Annotated in this window: 18 protein-coding genes; 7 read left to right on the forward strand and 11 right to left on the reverse strand. The window is 70.1% G+C overall.

Features of this window, described 5'->3' with window-relative positions; genetic code table 11:
• Position 1: 1 nt before the first annotated feature.
• The 4 genes from ACIBUY_RS39335 to ACIBUY_RS39350 form a co-directional block, all read right to left on the reverse strand.
• Positions 2–967, reverse strand: a complete 966-nt coding sequence (locus tag ACIBUY_RS39335) for a hypothetical protein (protein ID WP_365573327.1) — start codon at positions 965–967, stop codon at positions 2–4.
• Between the two features lie 52 nt (positions 968–1,019).
• Entirely contained in the window at positions 1,020–2,069 is a 1,050-nt protein-coding gene (locus tag ACIBUY_RS39340) for a zinc-binding dehydrogenase (RefSeq protein WP_365573324.1), read from the reverse strand.
• Positions 2,070–2,312: 243 nt separating this feature from the next.
• Positions 2,313–4,745, reverse strand: a complete 2,433-nt coding sequence (locus ACIBUY_RS39345) for an FtsX-like permease family protein (protein ID WP_399155219.1) — start codon at positions 4,743–4,745, stop codon at positions 2,313–2,315.
• On the reverse strand, positions 4,745–5,476 hold the full coding sequence (locus ACIBUY_RS39350) for an ABC transporter ATP-binding protein (RefSeq protein ID WP_399155220.1): 732 nt from the start codon (positions 5,474–5,476) through the stop codon (positions 4,745–4,747). Before ACIBUY_RS39350 ends, ACIBUY_RS39345 begins: the two co-directional genes overlap by 1 nt.
• A gap of 122 nt (positions 5,477–5,598) precedes the next feature.
• Here ACIBUY_RS39350 and ACIBUY_RS39355 point away from each other — a divergent pair, with 122 nt between their 5' ends.
• Entirely contained in the window at positions 5,599–6,207 is a 609-nt protein-coding gene (locus ACIBUY_RS39355) for a response regulator transcription factor (RefSeq protein ID WP_365573315.1), read from the forward strand.
• Here the strand turns inward: ACIBUY_RS39355 and ACIBUY_RS39360 are convergent.
• Positions 6,204–8,246 (reverse strand): histidine kinase, encoded by a 2,043-nt coding sequence (locus tag ACIBUY_RS39360; RefSeq protein WP_399155221.1) that lies wholly within the window; start codon positions 8,244–8,246, stop codon positions 6,204–6,206. The two genes, ACIBUY_RS39355 and ACIBUY_RS39360, sit on opposite strands and share 4 nt — an antisense overlap.
• Before the next feature lie 285 nt (positions 8,247–8,531).
• Here ACIBUY_RS39360 and ACIBUY_RS39365 point away from each other — a divergent pair, with 285 nt between their 5' ends.
• Positions 8,532–9,554: an alpha/beta fold hydrolase gene (locus ACIBUY_RS39365; protein WP_399155222.1), complete on the forward strand. Its 1,023-nt coding sequence runs from the start codon at positions 8,532–8,534 to the stop codon at positions 9,552–9,554.
• Between the two features lie 78 nt (positions 9,555–9,632).
• Here the strand turns inward: ACIBUY_RS39365 and ACIBUY_RS39370 are convergent, their stop codons facing one another.
• The 4 genes from ACIBUY_RS39370 to ACIBUY_RS39385 all read right to left on the reverse strand — a co-directional run bounded on the left by ACIBUY_RS39370 (position 9,633) and on the right by ACIBUY_RS39385 (position 13,140).
• A complete protein-coding gene (locus ACIBUY_RS39370; protein WP_365573306.1) occupies positions 9,633–10,049 on the reverse strand; it encodes an antibiotic biosynthesis monooxygenase family protein in 417 nt (138 codons plus the stop codon).
• A 107-nt stretch (positions 10,050–10,156) separates the two neighbouring features.
• Entirely contained in the window at positions 10,157–11,320 is a 1,164-nt protein-coding gene (locus tag ACIBUY_RS39375; RefSeq protein WP_365573460.1) for a 3-deoxy-7-phosphoheptulonate synthase, read from the reverse strand.
• Positions 11,321–11,525: 205 nt separating this feature from the next.
• Positions 11,526–12,218: an O-methyltransferase gene (locus ACIBUY_RS39380; RefSeq protein ID WP_365573303.1), complete on the reverse strand. Its 693-nt coding sequence runs from the start codon at positions 12,216–12,218 to the stop codon at positions 11,526–11,528.
• A gap of 112 nt (positions 12,219–12,330) precedes the next feature.
• On the reverse strand, positions 12,331–13,140 hold the full coding sequence (locus ACIBUY_RS39385) for a hypothetical protein (protein WP_399155223.1): 810 nt from the start codon (positions 13,138–13,140) through the stop codon (positions 12,331–12,333).
• 493 nt (positions 13,141–13,633) lie between these two features.
• Between ACIBUY_RS39385 and ACIBUY_RS39390 the strand changes: the two genes are divergently transcribed.
• Positions 13,634–15,265, forward strand: coding sequence for a class I adenylate-forming enzyme family protein (locus ACIBUY_RS39390; RefSeq protein ID WP_399155224.1), 1,632 nt, complete (start codon positions 13,634–13,636; stop codon positions 15,263–15,265).
• Positions 15,266–15,276: 11 nt separating this feature from the next.
• Here the strand turns inward: ACIBUY_RS39390 and ACIBUY_RS39395 are convergent, their stop codons facing one another.
• Positions 15,277–16,152: a LysR family transcriptional regulator gene (locus ACIBUY_RS39395; RefSeq protein ID WP_365573294.1), complete on the reverse strand. Its 876-nt coding sequence runs from the start codon at positions 16,150–16,152 to the stop codon at positions 15,277–15,279.
• Between the two features lie 233 nt (positions 16,153–16,385).
• Here ACIBUY_RS39395 and ACIBUY_RS39400 point away from each other — a divergent pair, with 233 nt between their 5' ends.
• The 4 genes from ACIBUY_RS39400 to ACIBUY_RS39415 all read left to right on the forward strand — a co-directional run bounded on the left by ACIBUY_RS39400 (position 16,386) and on the right by ACIBUY_RS39415 (position 19,991).
• Positions 16,386–17,798: an MFS transporter gene (locus ACIBUY_RS39400; protein ID WP_399155225.1), complete on the forward strand. Its 1,413-nt coding sequence runs from the start codon at positions 16,386–16,388 to the stop codon at positions 17,796–17,798.
• 98 nt (positions 17,799–17,896) lie between these two features.
• Positions 17,897–18,505 carry a VOC family protein gene (locus tag ACIBUY_RS39405; RefSeq protein ID WP_365573288.1) on the forward strand — a complete coding sequence of 203 codons (609 nt, stop codon included), beginning with the start codon at positions 17,897–17,899 and terminating at the stop codon, positions 18,503–18,505.
• The gene (locus ACIBUY_RS39410; RefSeq protein WP_365573284.1) at positions 18,502–18,759 is read left to right on the forward strand and encodes a hypothetical protein; all 258 of its coding nucleotides are present in this window, start codon (positions 18,502–18,504) and stop codon (positions 18,757–18,759) included. The genes ACIBUY_RS39405 and ACIBUY_RS39410 overlap by 4 nt, the downstream gene beginning before the upstream one ends.
• Positions 18,756–19,991: an FAD-dependent monooxygenase gene (locus ACIBUY_RS39415; protein ID WP_399155226.1), complete on the forward strand. Its 1,236-nt coding sequence runs from the start codon at positions 18,756–18,758 to the stop codon at positions 19,989–19,991. The genes ACIBUY_RS39410 and ACIBUY_RS39415 overlap by 4 nt, the downstream gene beginning before the upstream one ends.
• 79 nt (positions 19,992–20,070) lie before the next feature.
• Here the strand turns inward: ACIBUY_RS39415 and ACIBUY_RS39420 are convergent, their stop codons facing one another.
• On the reverse strand, positions 20,071–20,937 hold the full coding sequence (locus tag ACIBUY_RS39420) for a LysR family transcriptional regulator (RefSeq protein WP_365573278.1): 867 nt from the start codon (positions 20,935–20,937) through the stop codon (positions 20,071–20,073).
• Positions 20,938–20,954: the final 17 nt, after the last annotated feature.

Here is a 20,954-nt window from a genome sequence, read left to right on the forward strand (position 1 = left end):
GCTAGCCCACCAGCGCGAGCGGCGCGGACACGAACGGCGTCAGATGACTGATGTCGTGATCGCGGTTGAAGCGCACCATGGCCTTGCGCAGCTCCGGGTCGTACCCCTCACGGCCACGGAAGTCGGTGCTCTCGTCGGCGAGTTCCTCGCTCCACAGCCCCGTGTACACCGGAAGGCCCATGGCGTGGCCGGCCATCAGCACCTCGAAGATTCCCTGGATGGTGGGCGGGACCCAGTCACCCGGCTGCGTGGTCTGCTGCAGATGAGAGCCCTCGGCGACATAGGTCGGCGTGAGGTAGATCGTCAGCTCCACGCCGTGACGGTCGCACAGCTCCTTCAGGTACTCCATCGTGGCGACGGCCTCACGCACGCCGTGCTCGTCCGACATCCGCGGCGCCGGCTTGATCAGTACGTACGACGTCAGGCGCACTCCCATGGCACCCAGCAACGCCACACGGTCCTCCATCACGCGACGCGAGATCTTCTTCCGCAGGAGGGTCTGCCGGATCAGATCGTCCTGGGTCTCGAACCCGACCGTCACCTCGAGCTGCGGAGCATGCGTGACCTTGGCGATGTGCTCGAGGTACTCGCGCTTGACGTACTCGGGACGGGTCTCGATCGACAGCACCTCCAGGTTCTCCATCTCCCTGGCACGGTGCAGCAGATAGTCGACGGACTCACGGTGGAAGCGCCGCGGATCGAGCGCGGAGCCCTCGTTGCCGAAGGACAGCTGACGGAACTGACCGAGCTGATCGGCCTTGGCGTCGAAGACGTGGTCGATCTGCTGGTTGATCTGCTCGGCCGAGACGTAGAACGTCGCGGACCGCGTGGGCAACGCACAGTACGTGCACTGGAACTGACACTTCGTCGTGTAGAACGACAGGACGAGATCGCGCTTTCCGAGGAACGTCCGGGTACCGACATAGAGCGGCGTGTTCGGGTCGTGATTCCCTTGGTTCTCAGACATGAAGTGGCTGCCTTTCGCCCCATCGGGACGTCGTGGAGGTGACGGAGACCCGTCAGCCCCACGGATGCAGAATGATCTTTCCGCATTCCTTGGTGAGTTGGAGCTTCCAGGCCTGCTCGATCTCTTCGAGCGGAAAGGTGTGCGTGATGAGCCGGTCGATCGCTGAGCCCGCCTTGGAGATGACATCAAGCAATCCCGGAGCATGCCTCAAGTACAGGTCGAGACTGCCGTAGAGCGTGACGCCCTTCTGGATCAGATCCCGGTCGACGTGGATCGTCAATTCACCGGACTCCCCGAGGAACGTGACCCGCCCGCCACGCCCCACCGCGTCCAGACCGAACCGCTGATAGGCCGCCTGCGCCGAACAGTCGATGACGTGATCGACCCCTTTGCCACCGGTGAATTCCCGTACGGCGGACAGCGCATCCGGCGCCCCCAGGTCCACGAGCAGCTCCGCACCCAACTCCTGCGCCAGCTCCCGCCGATACTCACTGCGCCCGGCACAGATCACCCGGGCCCCCCGGGCCCGCCCGTTGATCACGGCCCCGAGTCCCACCTGGCCGAGCCCCGTGACCAGCACCGAATCCCCGGCCTTGACCTCCATGTTCTCCATCGCCGTATACGTCGCACCCATTCCGCAACAGGCCATCGACGCATGCTCGTACGACATTCCATCGGGAATCGGGACCAGCAAATGCTCCCGCTTGATCATGTACTGCGCGAAACCGCACTCACCCGATTCGCTGGCACACACCGCGAGCGGATCCTCGGTGTCCGCACAGTGCGCATACCGCCCCGAGACGCACAGCTGACAACGCCCGCACGGATAACCACTGAGCACCACGACCCGGTCTCCCGGCCGAAAAGAACTCCCGGAACCAACTTCCACCACCTCGCCGGCGGCCTCGTGCCCCAATGAATCCGGGCGATTGCGATCACGGAAGTCCCAGTGCTCGAACGCCAGATGCTCATTGCACATCGGCGCCGCGATCACCTTCACCAGGACGTAGTCCTCGGCAATGCGCGGCAACGGCTTCTCGATGATCCGGCTGACCCCCGGCCCGTCCAGGGCGGCCACCTTCATCTGCGTCTGCTCGAACATGATCGGCTCCAGGAGGTCGGGAAGGAGGCCCTTCCGGCTTGGCAAGTTATTGCCTGAAGATTGGCAACCCCGCCTGGAGATGACGTCCAGAGCGACTCAACTACGAATGGAACCACTGATGAAAGGCATGATCCACCTTGGCAATACGAGAGCGGTGTTGCCAAACAATTCCTTCCCCGCACGGCCGGAACCCGGCCGAACAGGGAAGGAACCGATGCCAACACCGCCCGGAATCAGGCCGGTTCACTCCCGCCCCGCGACCGCCTCCGCCGCGCGCTGCCGCAGCGCCACCCGAGCCGGCACCGCCGTCGCCGTCAGCGCCAGCCCGGCCACCGCCAGCAGCACCCCCGCATACGCCGACAGCGGGATGTGCGGGACGGCAGTGCCGGTCATGCCCCGGCTGAAGGCCGTGAGCGTGACGAAGGACAGCGCCGTGCCCAGGGCCGCGGCGATCGTCAGCGCGGCCAGGGTCTCCAGGCGCAGCATCCGCAGCACCTGCCGCCGGGTCGTGCCGACCAGGCGCAGCAGGGCCAGTTCGCGGGTGCGGTCCGACGTCGACATGGCCAGCGTGTTGACCACCGCGATCGCGGTGAACGCGATGACCAGCCCCATGGCGACGTAGTTGACCTCCGCGTCGGGCGCCGCCGCCTTTACGGCCTGCGACCGGTCCAGCACCCCGGCACCCGGCACCGCGGCCGCCAGCTCCGCACGGGACAGGCCCGGCGCGGCGACGAGCAGCGTGCCCATCGGATCGTCCACGTGCGCCGCCACCAGGGCGTGATCCAGGGTGAGTTCGCCGAAGCCCAAGCCGCGCCCGTACACCGCGACCACCCGCAGCCCGGCCCGCTCGCCGTCGCCGAGCGTCAGCCTCACCGTGTCACCGACACCGACGTGCAGCCGCCCGGCCGCGTTCTCGCTGACCGCGACGGTGTCCCGCCCCAGCCGGCCCAGCGACCCGGCCGTCACCCCCAGGTCGGACGTCCTCTCCAGGCGCTGCGGCGTCACCCCCTGCACGCCGTACTTCGTCAGCCCCACACGGACCGTCGTGTGCAGCACCTCCGTGACCGCCTCGACCCCGCGCCGCCCGCGCAGCTCCTCGGCCGCCGACGCGGAGACGTGCGGCCCGAGCACGAAGTCGGCCCGGTTGCCCGCCTCGGCCTCCGCCTGCGCGGCGTGCCCCATCGTGGTCGGCACGAACAGGATCGTGCACGTCACGCCGATCATCAGGGTCAGCGGCACCACCACCGACGCCATCCGACGCGCCCCGGTCCGCAGATTCGCCGCGGCCAGATGGCCACCCGCCCGCCCCATCCGCAGCGGCACCCCGAGCACCGCCGCCGCGCCCCGCACCAGCACCGGGCCGAGCAGCGCCACGACCACCGTCCACAGCAGAGCGGTGACCATCGTCAGCGGCCCCGACGCCGCCTCCGTCGTCAGCGTCGACAGCACCAGCGTCAGCGCCACCGCACCACCCGCGGCCACCACCCCGGCCAGCAGCCGGGTCCACGGCAGCCGCGCGGTCGGCACCGCCGCCTCGCCCAGCGCCTCGACCGGCTTGATCCGCACCGCCCGCCGGGCCGACAGCCGCGCCGCCGCCCAGGCCGCCACCAGTGTGGCCAGCACCGCGGCCGCGGCCGGGAACGGGCTGACCACCAGCCCCAGTTGCTCCGGCATCGCCCCCAGCGCCACGAACCGCGACCGCAGCCAGAACCCGAGCCCCAGCCCCGCCCCCGCGCCCACCACCGACGCGGCGGCCGCCACCACGAGCGCCTCCCCGCCCAGCAGCCGGCGCAACTGCTTCGGCGTCGCCGCGATCGCCCGCAGCAGCGCGATCTCCCGCTGCCGCTGCTGCACGGACAGCGCGAACGTACCCACCACCACGAGCACCGCCACCAGCAGCGCCGTACCGCCCAGCGCACCCCCCAGACTGATCAGCTTGATCCGCGCCTGCTCCGCGTCGAAGAACTCCGCCCTGCCGCGATCCTCACCGGCGTACGCGACCACCTCACCGGACTTCACGACCTTCGACACGTCCACCCGCGGGAACACGCCGATCGCGGTGACCTGCCCCTGCCGCCCGGCCAACCGCTCGGCCTCCGCAGCGGAGAAGAACAGCGTGCGCTGGCTCGGCAGCTGCTGCGCGGTGACACCCACGACCTTGTACGCCGCCGGTCCGGCCGAGGTCAGTACCTCGAGCCGCGCCCCCACGGCCCGCCCGGCCCCGGCGTCGACCACCACCTCGCCCGCACCCTTCGGCGCCCGCCCCGAAGCCAGCGTGAACGGCGTCAGCGCCGCCGAACTCCAGCCGTGCCCAAGCGACTTCGCCCCGTCCACCCCATAGACAGGGAAGGTCACCTCCGCCACGACCCTGCGCACACCCGGCAGACCCCGCAGCTCGTCGACCAGCGAATCCGGCACCCAGTTCCGCTCGGCCATCTGCTTGGCCTTGTGCTTCTTCTTGCCCTTCGACTTGGTGATCGTCTGGTGCACGTACTGATCACCGGCGACCACGACCGGCGCCCCCGCATACCGCTCCGGGGCCACCTTCCCGCGCAGCCCGGTCTCCAGCAGCATCCCGCACGCCGTCACCAGCGCCGCCGCACACATCAGGGTCACGAACGCACCCAGGAACGCGGCCTTGCGGTGCCGCAGCGTCTTCATGGCGAAACCCATCATCACTTCCACGCTCCCAGCCGCGTCATCCGTTCCGCGACCTTGTCGGCCGTCGGGTCCGCCATCGCATCCACGATCCGGCCGTCGGCCAGGAACAGCACGGTGTCCGCGTACGCCGCCGCCATCGGGTCGTGCGTGACCATCACCACCGTCTGCCCCATGTCACCGGCCACCTCGCGCAGCATCGTCAGCACCTCGCGCGCCGTCACGGTGTCCAGCGCACCGGTCGGCTCATCGCCGAAGACCACCTCCGGACGCGTGGCCAGCGCCCGCGCGATCGCCACCCGCTGCTGCTGCCCGCCGGACAACTGCGCGGGACGGTGCCCCGTACGACCGGTCAGCCCGACGCGGCCGATGATCTCGTCCAGCCAGGCCCGCTCCACCCGGGCACCCGCCAGCCGCAACGGCAGCGTGATGTTCTCCAGCACGTCGAGCGACGGAATCAGGTTGAACGACTGGAAGACGAACCCGACCCGGCGGCGCCGCAGTTGCGTCAGCCGCGTCTCGTTCATCCCGGCCAGCTCCGTGTCACCGAGCCGCACCGACCCCGCCGACGGCGTATCAAGCCCCGCCGCACAGTGCAGAAACGTGCTCTTGCCCGAACCGGACGGCCCCATCACCGCGGTGAAGGAGCCGCGCGGAATCCGCACCGACACCTCACGTAGCGCGGCCACCGCCCCCTGCCCCTTGCCGTACACCTTGCTCACTGCTTCCAACTGCACTGCATCCGTCATGTCTCCAAGCCTGCTGACCTGGACGGATCCCTCCCACAGACGTCGTCCTGGAATGACCATGACCTCGTCATGATCCGGACACTGCTATACATTGCGCGCCAGGGGGAAAGGGGCAAACAGACTTGATACGCGTACTGCTCGCCGAGGACCAGCACGTCATCCGCAGCGCACTCGCCGCACTCCTCGGCCTGGAAGAAGACCTCCAGATCGTCGCCGAAGCGGAATCGGGAGCCGCAGCGCTCTCCCAGGCACTGGTCCACCAGCCCGACATCGCCGTACTCGACATCGACATGCCCGGCGAACTCGACGGACTCGACGCCGCAGCGAAGATCGCCGAGAAGGTGCCGCGCTGCCGGATGCTCATGCTCACCGCCTACGGCAAACCCGGCCACCTGCGCCGGGCACTCGACGCCCAGGTGCACGGCTTCCTGCTCAAGACCGCGCCCCCCGACGAACTCCTCGCCGCCATACGCAAGATCGCCACAGGAGGGCGGGTCCTCGACCCCTCCCTCGCCGTCACCGCCTGGGACCTCGCCGACAACCCGCTCACACCGCGCGAGACCGACGTGCTGCGCCTGGTGGCCGAAGGCGCGGAGGCCACCGAGATCGCCACCCGCCTCTACCTGTCGGCCGGCACCGTACGCAATTACCTCACCGGGATCGTCGCGAAACTCAACGCCCGCAACCGCACCGACGCGGTCCGCATCGCCACCAAGTCGGGCTGGATCTAAGCCACTTCACCCGCCGCAGGCACCGCGGGCAGCCACGCCTCCAGCTGATACCAGCCGTCCGCCGCCCCAGCAACCAGCGTCCCGCCCAAGGCCGCCAACCGCGTCGTCAGATTCCCGATACCGGCCGAACCCGGGCGACCCGACGGACCCGACACCCCGTCATTGCGCACCCGCAGCACCGTGCCACCCGACACCGACTCGGTACTGATCTCACAGACCGCGGCGGAACTGTGCCGCAGCACGTTCGTCACCGCCTCGCGCACCCCGGCACTGAGCGCCGTCTCCGCGACCGACGGCAACCCGACGTGCCCGAGGCGCAGCTTCGCCTCGATACCGGCCGCCAGCAGAACGGACCGAGCCGACTCCGCCTCCGCAGCCAGCCTCATCCGCACCTGCTCCCCGCCCGAAGCCGCCCGCAGATCCGCCTCACCGCGCTCCGTCATGGCCAGCACATCGGCCAACTCGGCACGAGCCCGCTCCGCCGGCAACCGACGCGCCAACTCACACTTCAACAAGATGGCCGCCAGGCTGTGCCCCAGCAGATCGTGCAGATCCCGGGCCGCCCGCAACCGCTCCGCGACCACGGCCGCCCGAGCCTGCCGATCCCGCTCACGACGCAGGTCCCCGACGATCTGCGCCTGCCGCAACAGCCCGAACATCACCAGCCCGGTCACCACCGCCGACACCGCATGATTGACGACCAGCCCGGCAGCCAGCCCGAGCTCCACGCCCATCCCGGCCACCCACCCGACCAGCACGCCCACCAACGGCCACGCCATCCGCCACGGCAGCGCCAACAACAACGGCCCGGCCAGGAACCCGGCAGCACCCAGCCACGCCTGCCCGAACACGAACACCGGCAGCGTGGCGAGCAGCGCCATCACCCCCAGCTTGTACGGATGCCGACCGTGCACCGAGGACAACTGCAAATAGACGATCACCGCGAACCCGGCCGAGGCGGGCAGCAGTTGAGCACCGTCCAACATCAACAACGCTTTTACGCAGAAGCCCACGAGCACAGCGGCAAGCAGAGCGATGGACAGCCGGTACGCCCGTCCGCCATCCGCCGCCGCCTCCTCCTCCTTCGCCACCGCGACCGCACCGGGCAGCACGGCCTCCGTGAAGTACCGCCCCTCGGGCGTCAGCCCGGTGGTCAGCGTGCCACCGGCCTCGACGACACGCGCCGGAACGTCACCGAGGCTCTCGTCATCGGCGCTGCGGGCCGAGTCGCTGACCACGCGCAGCCACACCCGGCCATGAGCGGCACGCGTCTCGATACGACACCTGGTGGCACCCCGACGGACCACCCCGGTCACCGCCTCGCGCAGCACATGCGCCAGCAGCGCACCAGCCGGCCCCAGCGGCTCGGCATGCCCGGTGCGCACCTCCGCCTCAATACCCGCGGCCGTCAGCAGGGCGCGCGCGGTGGTCAACTCCGGAGTCAGCGACAACGCGCGGTACGCCGCAGCGGCAGCACGAGCCGACGCCAGACACGTACGGGCAGACCGGGTCACCTCGGCAAGCACCTCACCCGCCCGATCCGGCCGGGCCAGAGCAGCCCGCGCACCGGCACCGATCTGCGCGAGACCGCGCCCCAGACCATCACCGAGCTCCGCGGAGATCAACAGCCGCTCCTCGGCAACTGCCGCCACAACACCGCCCACCCGAGCAGCCTCGGCCTCCTCGGCACGCTCGGTCAGCCGGATCAGCCCGTACACCACCAGACTCACCAACACCATGCTGATCACCGGATCCACCGGCCCGAACACCATGGCGCTGCCCACCACCGGCAACACCAGCAACGGCCACCACGACCGGAACAGCAACAGCGACCCACCGAGGAAGCCCAGGATCCCCACGGACGCACCAGCGGCCAGCACCGCCACATAACCGGCAACGGCCTGCGCAACCAACAGCCACGGCCCGCGAAACCGCTGCAACGCGGGCAGCACATAACAGAGTTGGAGCACGAACACCGCGACGGCGGGCAGGGCACCGGCGATCAAATAGATCGCGGCGAACGCAGCCAACACCACCACAGTGCTGACCCTCGCAGACCGAATCACAGCACCCATCCCGTTGCTTCGAGTCTCGGCGACTCTTCCGTCCCCTGGTGGGGTGTTCCGCCGGCCGCCCGCGCGCCCGTCCCCTTGCGGGTTCGGGCGGTGCGGGTCTTCTGCTCGGCTCCACGAGGCTTCGGCACCACCACCAGGGCGGGGCCCGGGTCTCCGGCCACTCCGGTACCCATTTGGTGGATCAGCCGTGAGGCAAAGGCGTTGAGAACGCACCTGCCACAACGGACGGTGACATTACCCGGGCCCAAGGTGAGCTGGATCGCCCCTCGAGCAGATCTTCTGGGACCGCTCGGACTCAGCCAGATCAATTCCTGTGGCTGGCACCGTGTGGTCTATACCAAAATATGGACCACGGGTGACACGGCCAACCCGGCGTGTGAGGGTGACGGCATGCCGCACTTCGCGTCGTACGACGACACAGCCATCTGGTTCGAAGTGACCGGCACGGGCCGGCCGTTGGTGGTCCTTCCAGGCGGGCCGGGTATGGACATCCGCTACCTGGCGGACCTCGGCGGGCTTGACCGGCGGCGTCAGCTGGTTCTGGTCGATGCGCGAGCCGCCGGACGGTCCGCGGTGCCCGCCGACCGGCGGACGGTCTCCTTCGTCGAGCAGGCGCGCGATCTGGAAGCACTCCGGACCCACCTGGGCCTTGACCGCTTCGACCTGCTTGCCCATTCCGCCGGCTGCCTGACGGCGCAGGAGTACCTCGCGGCCTTCCCGGGGCGGGTGCGCCGGGCCGTGCTGGTCGCGCCGGTCGGCCGCGTCGGCCGGGAGCCCGACGAGGCGGAACTGGCGGCGCTGCGCGCATCGCGCTCCGCTGAGCCCTGGTACCGCAATGCGGCGGAGGCGGACCGCCTGCTGGCCAAGGGCGGCTGGTCCGGAGCCGAACTGGCCGACCTGCAGCGGCAGATCCTCCCGTTCTTCTGGCACCGGTGGACCGAGGAGAGGCGCAGCGAACATCGGCCTGAGCATGCGACCGCGCTGCCCTGGCTGCGTGCGGCCTTCTACGCCGGGGCCGCCTCTGCGGAGGCCCGCGGACAGCGGGTTGCCCGACTGGCGAGTGCCCGAACTCCCGTCCTGGTGCTCGCGGGCGCGGCGGACGGCATGATCGGAACCGCTCCGGCACGCGCGGTGGCCGAGTGCCATCCGGACAGCCGGTTGGAGATCATGCACAAGTCCGGGCACCGGCCATGGGTGGAGGAGCCCGAGCGGTTCACAGCCGTGGTCACCGGGTTCCTCGGCGAGGATCCCGCCGCTGCACCTGGACGGTGAAGTCCGATCGCCCGGCAAGCGCGCGGTGCCACACCGTCGATGGACGGTGTGGCACCGCGGGCCGGGGGCGCAAGGGTGTCAGCTCTCCGGGAGGGTCTCCGGGGCGGTGTCCGGGTGGTGCACCGCGTACACGGTGTACGCGTGCGGGTCCGGCTTGCCGATCTCGATGGCCTTGTCGCGGTAGAACTGCACGTCCGGGTCGCTCATCGTGGCCTTGATGTCGCGCTTGCTGCGCCACTGCGCGTAGTAGACGAGACGCTTGCCGTCGAGGCTGGTCATGATGTTGACGGAGATGCAGCCCGGCCGGTGCCGGATCGCCTTGTCCGCGCCCTCGCTGAGCACCTCGGCCAGTTCCTTCTGGCGCTCCGGGTCGACCTCGAAGACGTTGATCATGGCGAAAGTGCCGTCGTCGGTACGGATGATGGTCTCGGACACGGTGCTCTCGGACACGGTGGTCTCCGACAGGGTGGTCTCCGACAGGGTGGCTTCGGACATGGTGGTCTGCTCTCTCTTCGGTGTTCTCTTCGATTGGCCTGTGTGGTTGCTGAAGTGGGCCTGATCCAGGGGGAGTTGCTCGTACGCTCCCCGAGTCGCTGCCCGAGTCACCTGCGCGGGTCGCGGGACCAGGCGCGGGCCACCTCAAGGGCCTGCGCCGGATTGAGGCGCGGGTCGCAGTGGGAGGTGCGGGAGTTGCCGGGCATGGTGTCGATCTGCGCCGGGTCGTCCCAGACGCACTCGTCGACGTCGTACGGAGTGGTCTCCAGGTGCAGGCCCGCGGGGACGCCGCCCGCCTCGGTGATCGCCCTGATGAAACCGTGCACCTCGGCGACGACGGTGCGCACGGAGCGGACCTTCACGCCGGACGGCGACTTGACGGTGTTGCCGTGCATCGGGTCGCACAGCCAGGCGACCGGATGACCGGCCCGGCGCACGGCCTCGGCCAGCGGCGGCAGCGCCTCGCCGATCGCGTCCGCGCCCATCCGGGAGATGAGCGTGAGCCGCCCGGGCTCGCGGTTCGGGTCGAGCCGGGCACACAGCGCGAGCAGATCCTCGGGCCGCGTCGTGGGGCCGACCTTGCAGGCAACCGGGTTGGTGACCTGAGCCAGCATCATCACGTGCGGCCCGTCCGGCTCGCGGGTGCGTTCGCCGATCCAGGGCAGATGGGTCGAGGCGAGCAGGATGGCGCCGGTCACCGTCCTGCGCAGCAGCGGCAGTTCGTAGTCGAGGACGAGCGCCTCGTGGCTGGTCCACACCGGTGCGCCGGACGCCATGGTCCAGTCACTGGTGCGCTGACGCAGATACGTGGTCGCGCGGTGGGCGGCGTAATAGCAGCTCAGCATCCGCTTCGGGTCGGGGCGGCGGGCGGATGAGGTCGGCTCGGGGGAGTTGACCAAGTGGCCGCGGTAGACGGGCAGTTCGATGCCGTCGACCGTCTCGGTCGGGGAACTGCGGGGCTTGGCGAACTGCCCCGCGATCCGGCCGACGCGGATCACGGGCCGCCCGGTGCCGGCCACCATCACACCGGCCAGCGCGTCCAGCAGCCCGGCCTTGCGCAGCACCGCGGGCGGATCGCACTCGGCCGGGTCCTCGGCGCAGTCACCGGCCTGGACGACCAGGTAGTGCCCGGCCGCGGCCTCGGCGAGCAGGGCCCGCAGCAGCCGGACCTCCTCGCCGGTGACCAGGCCCGGCAGCTGGGCCAGTTCGGCGCGTACGGCCGCGACCTGCAACGGGTCGTCCCACGTGGGCTGTTGAGGGGCGACGCCCAGATCGCGGGGGTAGTCATCGTCGAGTTCCGCGAGCGGGTCCTCGGCGGTGAGGGTCGTCAGCGGGTAGCCGGGCGGCGGCACCGCGGTCACGTCAGTCCTCCTGGGGTTCGGCGCACATACGCGGGACGTGCCGTCAGATCGGCCTGCGGCTCGGCCTGCGGATCGGCTTGCGGGTCGGCCTGCGGAACGGTCTTCGGGCCGGCCATCAGAACAGGGACTCGCCGGCCGGCAGGCGCCGCGCCATGGTCAGTCCGTCGGCGACCGGCAGCATCACCAGCTGCACCCGGTCGTCCTTGCGGGCGTGCTCGTTGAACGCGCGGATGGCGGTCGCCTTCTCGCCGGGCAGCGGATCGACGACCTCACCGCTGAACAGCGTGTTGTCGACGAGGATCAGCGCGCCCGGCAGCATCCGGGGCACCAACTCCTCCCAGTAGCCGATGTACCCCGGCTTGTCGGCGTCGATGAACGCCAGGTCCAGGTGGGGCTCGCGGGGCATCGCGCGCAGCGTGTCCAGGGCCGGGCCGACCCGCAGCTCGATGCGGTCGTCCACGCCGTCGCGCTTCCAGAAATCCCGGCCCACGGAGGCCCATTCGGCCGAGATGTCGCAGGTGATCAGGGAGCCGTCGGCAGGCAGCCCGCGCGCCAGGCACATCGAGGAGGAGCCGGTGAAGGTGCCCACCTCGACGATGCGGCGGGCGCCGAGCAGCCGCACCAGGAAGGTGAGCAGCGCCGCCTCTTCGGGCGCGACCACCATGTGGGCCTGGTCGGGTATGGCGCTCTGCGTCAGCTCGGCGAGCTCGGCCAAGAGCGGGTCGGGGTTCATCCTGCCCTGGGTGAGGAGGTAGTCGTGCAGCTCGGGGGTGAGCGCGATGTTCCGGAGCGTGTCGTTGCGCAGCACGGAGTTCTCCCGTCGGTTGCTGTGCGGGGATGAGGTGGGGGTGAAGCGTGGAGCCATGGAACGGGTCTGTCGGGTGAGGCAGGTGAGGCAGGCCTGTCAGGTGAGGCAGGGATCAGGCAGGCACGTCGTCGGTAAGGCGCGGCCACGCCCGATAGGCGCGGTGCACACCCTCGTCCTGCGGGACGGCGCGAGCCGTGAACTCCCGTACGTTTCCAGGGCAGTTGAGCTCGAATCGGCGCCGCGTGCCGGGGTGCCCCGCGGCCCGGACGAAGTACAGGACGGTCGAGCCGTCGGGGCCGCCCTCGTGCGGATTGTGGCCGCCGCCCTCCCACAGCAGCCCGGCGTCGGTGCGCCAGGCGCCGACCAGCCGCTCGATGACGGCGGGCCGCGGGGCGTCCATCACGAACGCCGTGTGGTTCTCGTAGCCGTACGCCACTTCGTCGGCCTCGATCCGCTCCGTGAAGCTGGGGCTGTCCCGCGGGAAGAGGAACACCTCGACCGCGGGGTGGCGCCGGCCGGTCGGAAGATCCAGGCAGAGCCGGGTGATCCGCACGTCGCACAAGTCCTCGTGGACCCCGTGCCGCGCGCTCAGCCGGCGGCGCACCACGGTGCTCGGCACGGCCGGCCGCGGGGCGAGGCCGTGGCGCTCCAGATGGTGCAGGCCCGCCTCGATGGTGGTGGGGAAGAGCAGCACCGCGCAGTGGTCGAAGACGCAGTTCCGCGAGGTCAGGGCCGTGGCCTCGGCGTTCGTCGCGAGCGGGGACAGCAGCGCGGACGGCTGTGCGGTGGACGCGGAACGGGCGTCGCGGACCACCTCGTCCAGGCGGCGCAGGTCGGTCGGGGAAAAAGCGTCGCCCGGTAATGCGGAGACGGTCGTGCGCCGCTGGGCGGCGGGCTTTCCGGAGAGCGGATCGAACGGCATGGATACCTCCTGCCTCGGGTCGGTTGGAATTCTGTGGGAACCGTCGCAGAAACAGCAAGTCCGATCAGGTGGGGCGGCATCGCATTTCCTTGATTTAATAGCGAAATCAAGCCATGCCATGGCGGTTGACCTGCGAAGATGCCGAAGGTTCACGCTTGCCGATAGCCGTCATCGGTGCTGCCGAACAGAATCTTCCGATGGGTCCAGGCATCGATGGACGGTGGAACACGGGCCCCGCTATTGAGAGTTCTTAACGACGCCCAGGAGCTCATCCAGCGGTTTTTCCCGACTCTTTGCCGAACGGGACCGGCGCCGGACGGGTGGGCGGCCGCCGTACGCTGCCGGTATAGGAATCTCTTATCGGATGCGCCGGACACGGGACCGATCCGGGTTCCTTATCGGTCCGCTCTGGACGCGGTCTTCGGCATCCGCGCAGAATCCTCGGCGTCAATCGACAAGACCGTCACCTTCCGCCCTATACGGAGGTTTCCGCGTGACCGCTCCCGTAATTGCCCTGAAATCGACTGCGGAATTTCCTACGTTCACCGCGTCCCTGGAACGCGCTGCGGACCGCCGCGACGCGCAGGGCGTGTGGGACGGCGGCCAATGGCGCGGCTGGCGCGACCTGCTGCTCCAGGCCGAACGGACCGCGGCCGCCCTGCACCGCCACGGCCTGCGCTCAGGGGACGTACTCGCCGCCCAACTCCCCAACTCCTGGGAGCTGCTGACCCTGCACGCGGCCACCGCCAGGATCGGCGCCCTGCTGCTGCCACTGCACTCCGCGTACGGCGTGCACGAGATGGCGTCGCTGATCGAGCAGTCCGGCGCGGTCGGGCTGGTGGCCAGGGGCTCCTACCGGGGCCGCGACCGCCTCGCCGAACTCGTCGACCTGCGCGGCCGCTGCGCCACGCTGCACGACATATGGGTGTCGCAGGCATCACCCCGCTCGCCGCTGTCGCCCCCGGCGGCCGCCGGACTGCTCGATGCGGCCGAACTCATGGACCCCGCAGGGGACTTGGGGCCGACGCTGCCGCCGCCGCCCGCGGACCCGCACGCCCCGCTCGTCCTGCTCGCCTCGTCCGGCACCACGTCCCGGCTCCCGAAACTGTGCGTGCACAGCAACGGCGGACTGCTCGGCAACGCGGCGGCCGTCGCCGCGGACGGCGGGTTCGACGCCACCGACACGATCGTCTCCGCGAGTCCGCTCAGCCACGCCTTCGGCCTGCTCTCGGTGCATCTCGCCCTCGTCACCGGCGGCGCGGTCGGCCTCTTCGACGGCTGGGACCCGGCACGCTTCACGGACACCCTCGCGGCGGCATCGGCCACCGCGGCGTTCGCCGTCCCCGCCCAACTGCGCGACCTCTTGCGCCTGTCGGGGCAGCGGCCGACCGGGCTCGCGCTGCGCGAAGTGCGCACCGGCGGCGCCCCCGTACCCCACGAACTCGCCGACGGCGTCCGGCGCACCCTGGGCGCCCACCTCATCGTGCAGTGGGGCATGACGGAGATCGGGGCGGGCACGTACACCCGGCCCGGCGACCCGCCCGAGGCGACCTCCACCGTCGGCAGGCCGGCGACCGGCGCCCAGGTCAGGGTCGTCGACCGCAGCGGAGCGGTGGCGGCCGTCGGCGAGACCGGTGAACTCCAGTACCGCAGCCCGTACATGTTCCGTGGATACTTCCGCGCGCCGGAGCGCACCCGGGCGGCACTCACCGCCGACGGCTGGCTGCGCTGCGGCGACCTCGCCGCCATCGGAGCGGACGGCTCGGTCCACTACCGGGGCCGCGCGGACGAGCTGATCAACCGGGGCGGACTGAAGTTCAGCGCCCTCGAAGTGGAGGAACTCCTCAACGACCTCCCGCAGTTGGCGCAGCACGCGGTGATCCCCCGCCCCGACCCGCGCCTCGGCCAGCGCTCCTGCCTGCTCGCCGCGCTGCACGAGGGCACCGAGCTGAGCCTGCCCGACGTCGTCGCCCACCTCACCGGCAAGGGCCTGGCCACGTACAAACTGCCCGAGCAACTCGTCGTCGTGGACCAGCTGCCCACCACCGTCACCGGCAAGATCGCCCGGGCCAGACTCACGTCACTGCCGCTGCTGCAACCGCAACCACAGGAAGTGGGCCGGTGAGCGGACCGGCCTCAGCCGCCGAGCTGGCGGCGCAGCACCCGCTGCAGATTCACCAGATTCGGATTCGTGGAGTTGCGATCGAGCCAGGTCATCGTCACCTTCGTACGCAACGTCGCGTCACCGACCTTGACCAGCCCGACCTCACCACGCTCCGCGAGCGGACGCACCGCCAGCTCCGGCAGCAGCGCACATCCCATACCGGCCGCCACACACGCCCCCAGCGTGCCGATGCTGGACACCTCCGCGATCGGCTCCTTGCCGCCCGGGCCCGCGAACACCCCGTCGTACATCTCCCGGAAACCACAGCCCCGCTCCGTCGCGAGGAACGGCTCGGGCGTCAGCTCCGCCAGATCCACCTGGCCACGGCCCGCGAGATCATGCCCCGGCGGCGTGATCACCACCAACGGCTCCTCCGCCAGCGTCTCCGCGTGCAGACCCAGGTCCGCGGGCGGATCCCCGAACGTCAGACTCACATCCAGATCGCCGCGCCGCACCGCCTTGTACAGCTCACCCCTGTTGTCCTGCGCCAGCCGCACCCGGGCCTGCGGATACATCTCGCGATAACGACTCAGGACCGCCGGCAGCAGATGCAGCGAGACGGTCTCCAAAGCACCGACCGCCACCTCCTCGCTGGGCCGCGACACCGCCCAGCGCGCCTCCTCCATCAACTTGAGGATCTGCTCCGTGTACCCCGCCAGCACCCCGCCCTGCGGAGTCAGCCGCACTTTGCGCTGCGAGCGGTCGAGCAACTCCACCTCCAGCTCGCGCTCCAGCGCCTGGATCTGGTCACTGACGCTCGACTGCGCGTAATGCAACTCCTTGGCCGCCTGCGTGACGCTGAGCGTCCGGGCGACCGCTTCGAACGTCCGAAGATGCCGTAATTCCACGATGTCAAAGCCCCCTTGCTGTCCGATCGGCTGAGCCGATGTTACCCATAGGGCATTCCCTTCGTCAGGGGCACCAATTCGCCTTTCCGGTCCGCTTCAATGGAAGCAGCCGCCACCGACCAGGCGATTGCGGCTCCCACCCCACCACTTCTTTCCGCGGTGGCGTGCGCCCTCAACCGCCCGCCCACGGAGGCAAATCCGTGAAACGGCGAATCCGAAACGAAGGAGAAAACATGTCGACGCAGACGGAACCGCGGCGGGCTTCCGTCGCACCAGCGCGTACCGACAAGCCCTCCCGGACCCTGCTGATCGGGCTCTCGCTCGGCTACTTCATGGTCCTGCTGGACACGACGATCGTCTCGGTTGCACTGCCCGCGATCTCCAGTGACCTGCACATCGGCCTCAGCGGCCTGCAGTGGGTCACCAACGGCTACACCATCACCTTCGCCGCGCTGCTGCTCACCGCCGGCTGGCTCTCCGACCGCTTCGGCGGACGTAAGGTCTTCCTGTGGGGACTCGCCCTCTTCGGCATCCTCTCCGGCATCACGGCCGCGTCGAACACCCTCGGCATGCTCGTCGCCCTGCGCCTCGCCCTCGGCGTCGCAGGCGCCCTGCTGCTCCCCGCCTCACTCGCCGTGATCACCAACGCCTACACCGTCCCCGCCGAACGCGCCCGCGCCGTGGGCAACTGGGCCGCGATCACCGGCGCGGCCCTCGCCGCCGGCCCCCTCATCGGCGGCGCACTCACCGACAGCGTCGGCTGGCGCGCCATCTTCCTCGTCAACGTACCGCTCGCCCTCGTCAGCTTCGTCATCACCGCGAAGCTCGCCCCCGAGACCGCACGCAAGCAGCGCAGCAGCCTCGACGTGCCCGGCCAGATCAGCTCCGTCGTCGCCATCGCCTCGCTCTCGTACGCACTCATCGAAGGCCCCGACAAGGGCTGGGGCACCCCCGCGGTCCTCATCGGCTTCGGACTCACCCTCATCGGCGCGATCGTCTTCCTGGCCGCCGAGAAGCGGGCGGGCGACGCCGCGATGCTGCCGCTGCGCATGTTCCGCAGCCGCGGCTTCTCGACCTCCCTCACCGTCGGCCTCTTCGCCAACTTCGGCCTGTCCGGCCTGCTCTTCGTCCTCGCCCTGTACTTCCAGGAGAGCCGCGGCTACTCCTCCTTCACCTCCGGCCTCGCCTTCCTGCCGCTGACCCTGCCCACCGCCTTCAACCCCATGTTCACCGGCCGCCTCGTCGGCCGGATCGGCCCGCGCCGCCCCGCCACCATCGGTTTCGTACTGATGGGCATCGGCGCGCTGCTCCAGGCGCCCTTCACCGGCGACTCCGCGCTCGCCCTCACCGCCACCATCGTCGGCCTGTTCGCCTTCGGCTGCGGCGTCTCCTTCGCCCTGCCCGCCCTCGTCGCCGGCATGGCCAGCTCCGTACCGCCGGAGTTCGCCGGAATCGGCGCCGGAGCACTCAACTCCGCCCGCCAGGTGGGCGCTTCACTCGGCGTCGCCGTCCTCGGCGTGATCCTCGGCCTCGCCTCGACCAACGCCGACGGCACCCGCTGGACGCTCATCGTCAGCGGCACGGTCCTGCTCATCGGCGGACTGATCGCCTTCACCGGCCTACGCCCCCGCAACTCCGCATCCTGACCCCGTAGTTACGACCCACCACGCACCACCACGCACCACCACGCGATACGACGTACGACGCGCAGCACCCGACAGACCGCCCCGCCTCAGGAGGAGCCATGGAAACCGCCCCACCGTCCGTCCACCCTCGGGCCGGCCAGCAGGGCCTGCGCGTCGACGGCGTCGACCACCTCGCGTTCGTCACCTGGAAGCCCCGCGAGACCTACGAGTTCTACACCAAGGCCCTCGGAATGCCCCTGGTCCACGCGATCACCGCGACCGGCTGGGTCACCGAGGACTACCCCGACTTCGTGCACTTCTTCTTCGACATGGGCCGGGGCAACCGCATCGCCTTCTTCTACTACTTCGGCCTGCCCGAGGAAGACGAACCCAGCGACCTCATGCACCGCTCCCGCCACCTCGCCTTCCACGTCGACACCGAAGAAGAACTCCTCGCCTGGCGCGACCGCCTCAAAGAAGCGGGAGTACGGGTCACCCGCCCCCTCGCCCACGAACTCATCGAGTCGATCTACTTCGACGACCCCAACGGCATCCAGCTGGAGATCACCCGGCCGCTGCGCGTCATGTCCGCCATCGACGCACGCGACGCCGAGATCACCGTCCAGGCCCTCGTCGACGTCGCCGAGAACCCGCACCCCTCGGCCCAGGCGCTGTGGCAGCGCAAGGCCGAACTGATCCGCAAGAACGAGGAGGTGGCCCGGCCATGACACTCACCCTGTACATCCTGGGCGTACCGGAGTTCGCCCCCATCGTGCGTACCGCGGAAGCCGCCGGAATGGTGGCGGGCCGGGTCGGCGACTACGTGACACTCACTGCCCGCACACCCGAGGCGATCCTGCGCCGCGACGAGAAGTCGACCCGCCCCGCACTGTGGCACGCGGCCCTCACCGGCGGCCTCGACGGCCGCATCGTCTCCTACACATCCGACGAACTGCACCTGGCCGCAGGGGAGATCGCATGACCACCGACACCGGGACCACCCGCCGCCATCCCGTCCTCGTCGTCGGCGCCGGGCCCGCGGGCCTCAGCGCCGCCCTCGCCCTGCGAGCCGCCGGACTGCCCGCCGTCCTCCTCGACCGCCGCACCGAGGACAGCATCCGGCCCGGCAGCAGAGCCGCCTACCTCCACGGAGCGTCCCTGCGCGAACTCGAGCGGCTCAGCCCCGGACTCGGCCACGACATCGCCGGCCGCGGACAGATGTGGGCGACGAAACGCTCGTACTGGGCAGGCAAGGAAGTCTTCACCCGCACCTACGCACCCCTGACCCGCGACGGACTGCCGCCGTTCACCAGCCTGCCCCAGGTGATCACCGAAGACCTGATGGCCGACGCGTGCCGCAAGGCCGGGGCCGAGTTCCACTGGGGCGTCGAGATCACATCGGCCGAGACCACCCCCGACGGAGTACGCCTCACCGACTCCGCCGGAAGGACCTGGGAGGCGGACTACGTCGTCGCCGCGGACGGCTCGCGCTCGCCGCTGCGAGCCGCGATCGGCAGCCCGCTGGAAGGGCCCCGGTCCCAGCACACGTTCGTGGTGGTCGACCTCGTCGACGACCCCGACCACCCGATGCCCATCGAGCGGGTCTTCCACTACCGCCACCCCAAGGCGGGCGGCCGCAACGTCCTCACCGTGCCCTTCGCGGGCGGCTGGCGCGTCGACCTGAACCTCCTGGCCGACGACGACCCGGAGAAGTACATCTCCCCCGAGGGACTGCGCAACTGGCTCTCTCGGATCCTGCCCGCGGCCTACGGGGAGCGCGTCAGCTGGGTGTCCACGTACCGCTTCGCCCAACAGGTCGCGACCCACTTCACCGACGCCCACCACCGCGTCCTGCTCACCGGAGAGGCGGCCCACCTGTTCGCCCCGTTCGGCGCGCGCGGCATGAACTCCAGCATCCCCGACGCCATCGGCGCCGTCGAAGCGATCACCGAAGCCCTCGACGCGACCCGCCCGCACACCGCCACGGCCGCCGTGGCCCGGTTCGCGGCACAACGCCACGAAGCGGCGTCCTACAACCGCGCCTGCGCCGCATCGGCCCTGGAGCACATGCTGGCGCAGCGGCCCTCGATGTGGCTGCGCCAGCGCGCGGCGGCGGCGGTGGCCGACGCCGGACGCCGGGCAGGCGCATGGCTGGACGCGGCACCGTACGGGCCGAAGCTGGCGGCACGAGGAGCGGCGCGTACGTCGTACTGACCGCCCGGCACCCAAGACCGCGGCCGCACCGCCTGCATCCCCCGGCCGGCAGTGCGGCCGCGCCCCGCTCCGAGAGTTCTCAGGGCGGGGACAGCGGCGCGTCCGCGACGATCGCGCGGGCCGCGGCGTGCACCGCGTCACCGATCGCTTCCCCCACCGACGGGGAGATCGCCAGATACACCGGCAGCGGCACCGGAGCGGGACCGAGCACTCCCGGCGCGGCAGGCCGCAACGACGTATGACTGTGATGGGCGTTCTCGGCCAGAGCCGTGTACGCCATGCCGGCACCCACCGCGGCACGGACGGACAACGGGTCCGCGTACCAGGGCACCGAACGCCACGGCACGGCATGCTCGGCCAGCGTCTCCACGATCCGCATGTTCAACGCCGACCTGTCACCCACCAGCGCCACGGGCACCCGCTCATCCGGACTCTGCGACACCTGCCCGAACCAGCCGAGCCGCAGCCGCCCCAACATCTCGGACCGCTCCGTCCTGATCCCGAGCAGAATCGCCGCCTCCAACTCGCCACTGCTCACCTGATCGGCAAGCGTCGCGCTCAAGCCGGTCACCATCGAACACCGCGACTGCGGCCGCTCCTCGGCAAGCCGGGTGATCATCGCCGGCAGCCCGTCCGTGAAATGGATCGAACACCCCATGGAGAACGTTTCCTGGCTGCGCAGCGCCGATAACTTATCGAGCACCTGACTATTGAGCAGGATCACGCGACGGGCGTGCGCCACCATCTCCCGCCCAGCCGCAGTGAGCCGCAACGGCCGCCTGGTGCTGTGGAACAACGGCGCATGAATGACAGCCTCAAGGCGATTGATCTGCTGACTCACAGTCGGCTGAGTCACATGCAACGACCGGGCGGCACGCGAGAACCCGTCCTCATTGACGACCGCCAGCAAAGTACGCAGGAGTTTGACTTCTATGTCGTGCTGCACCGGTGCCTCACCCGATT

Origin of the sequence: Streptomyces sp. NPDC050085 (assembly GCF_044460595.1) — a bacterium.
GTDB lineage: Bacteria > Actinomycetota > Actinomycetes > Streptomycetales > Streptomycetaceae > Streptomyces.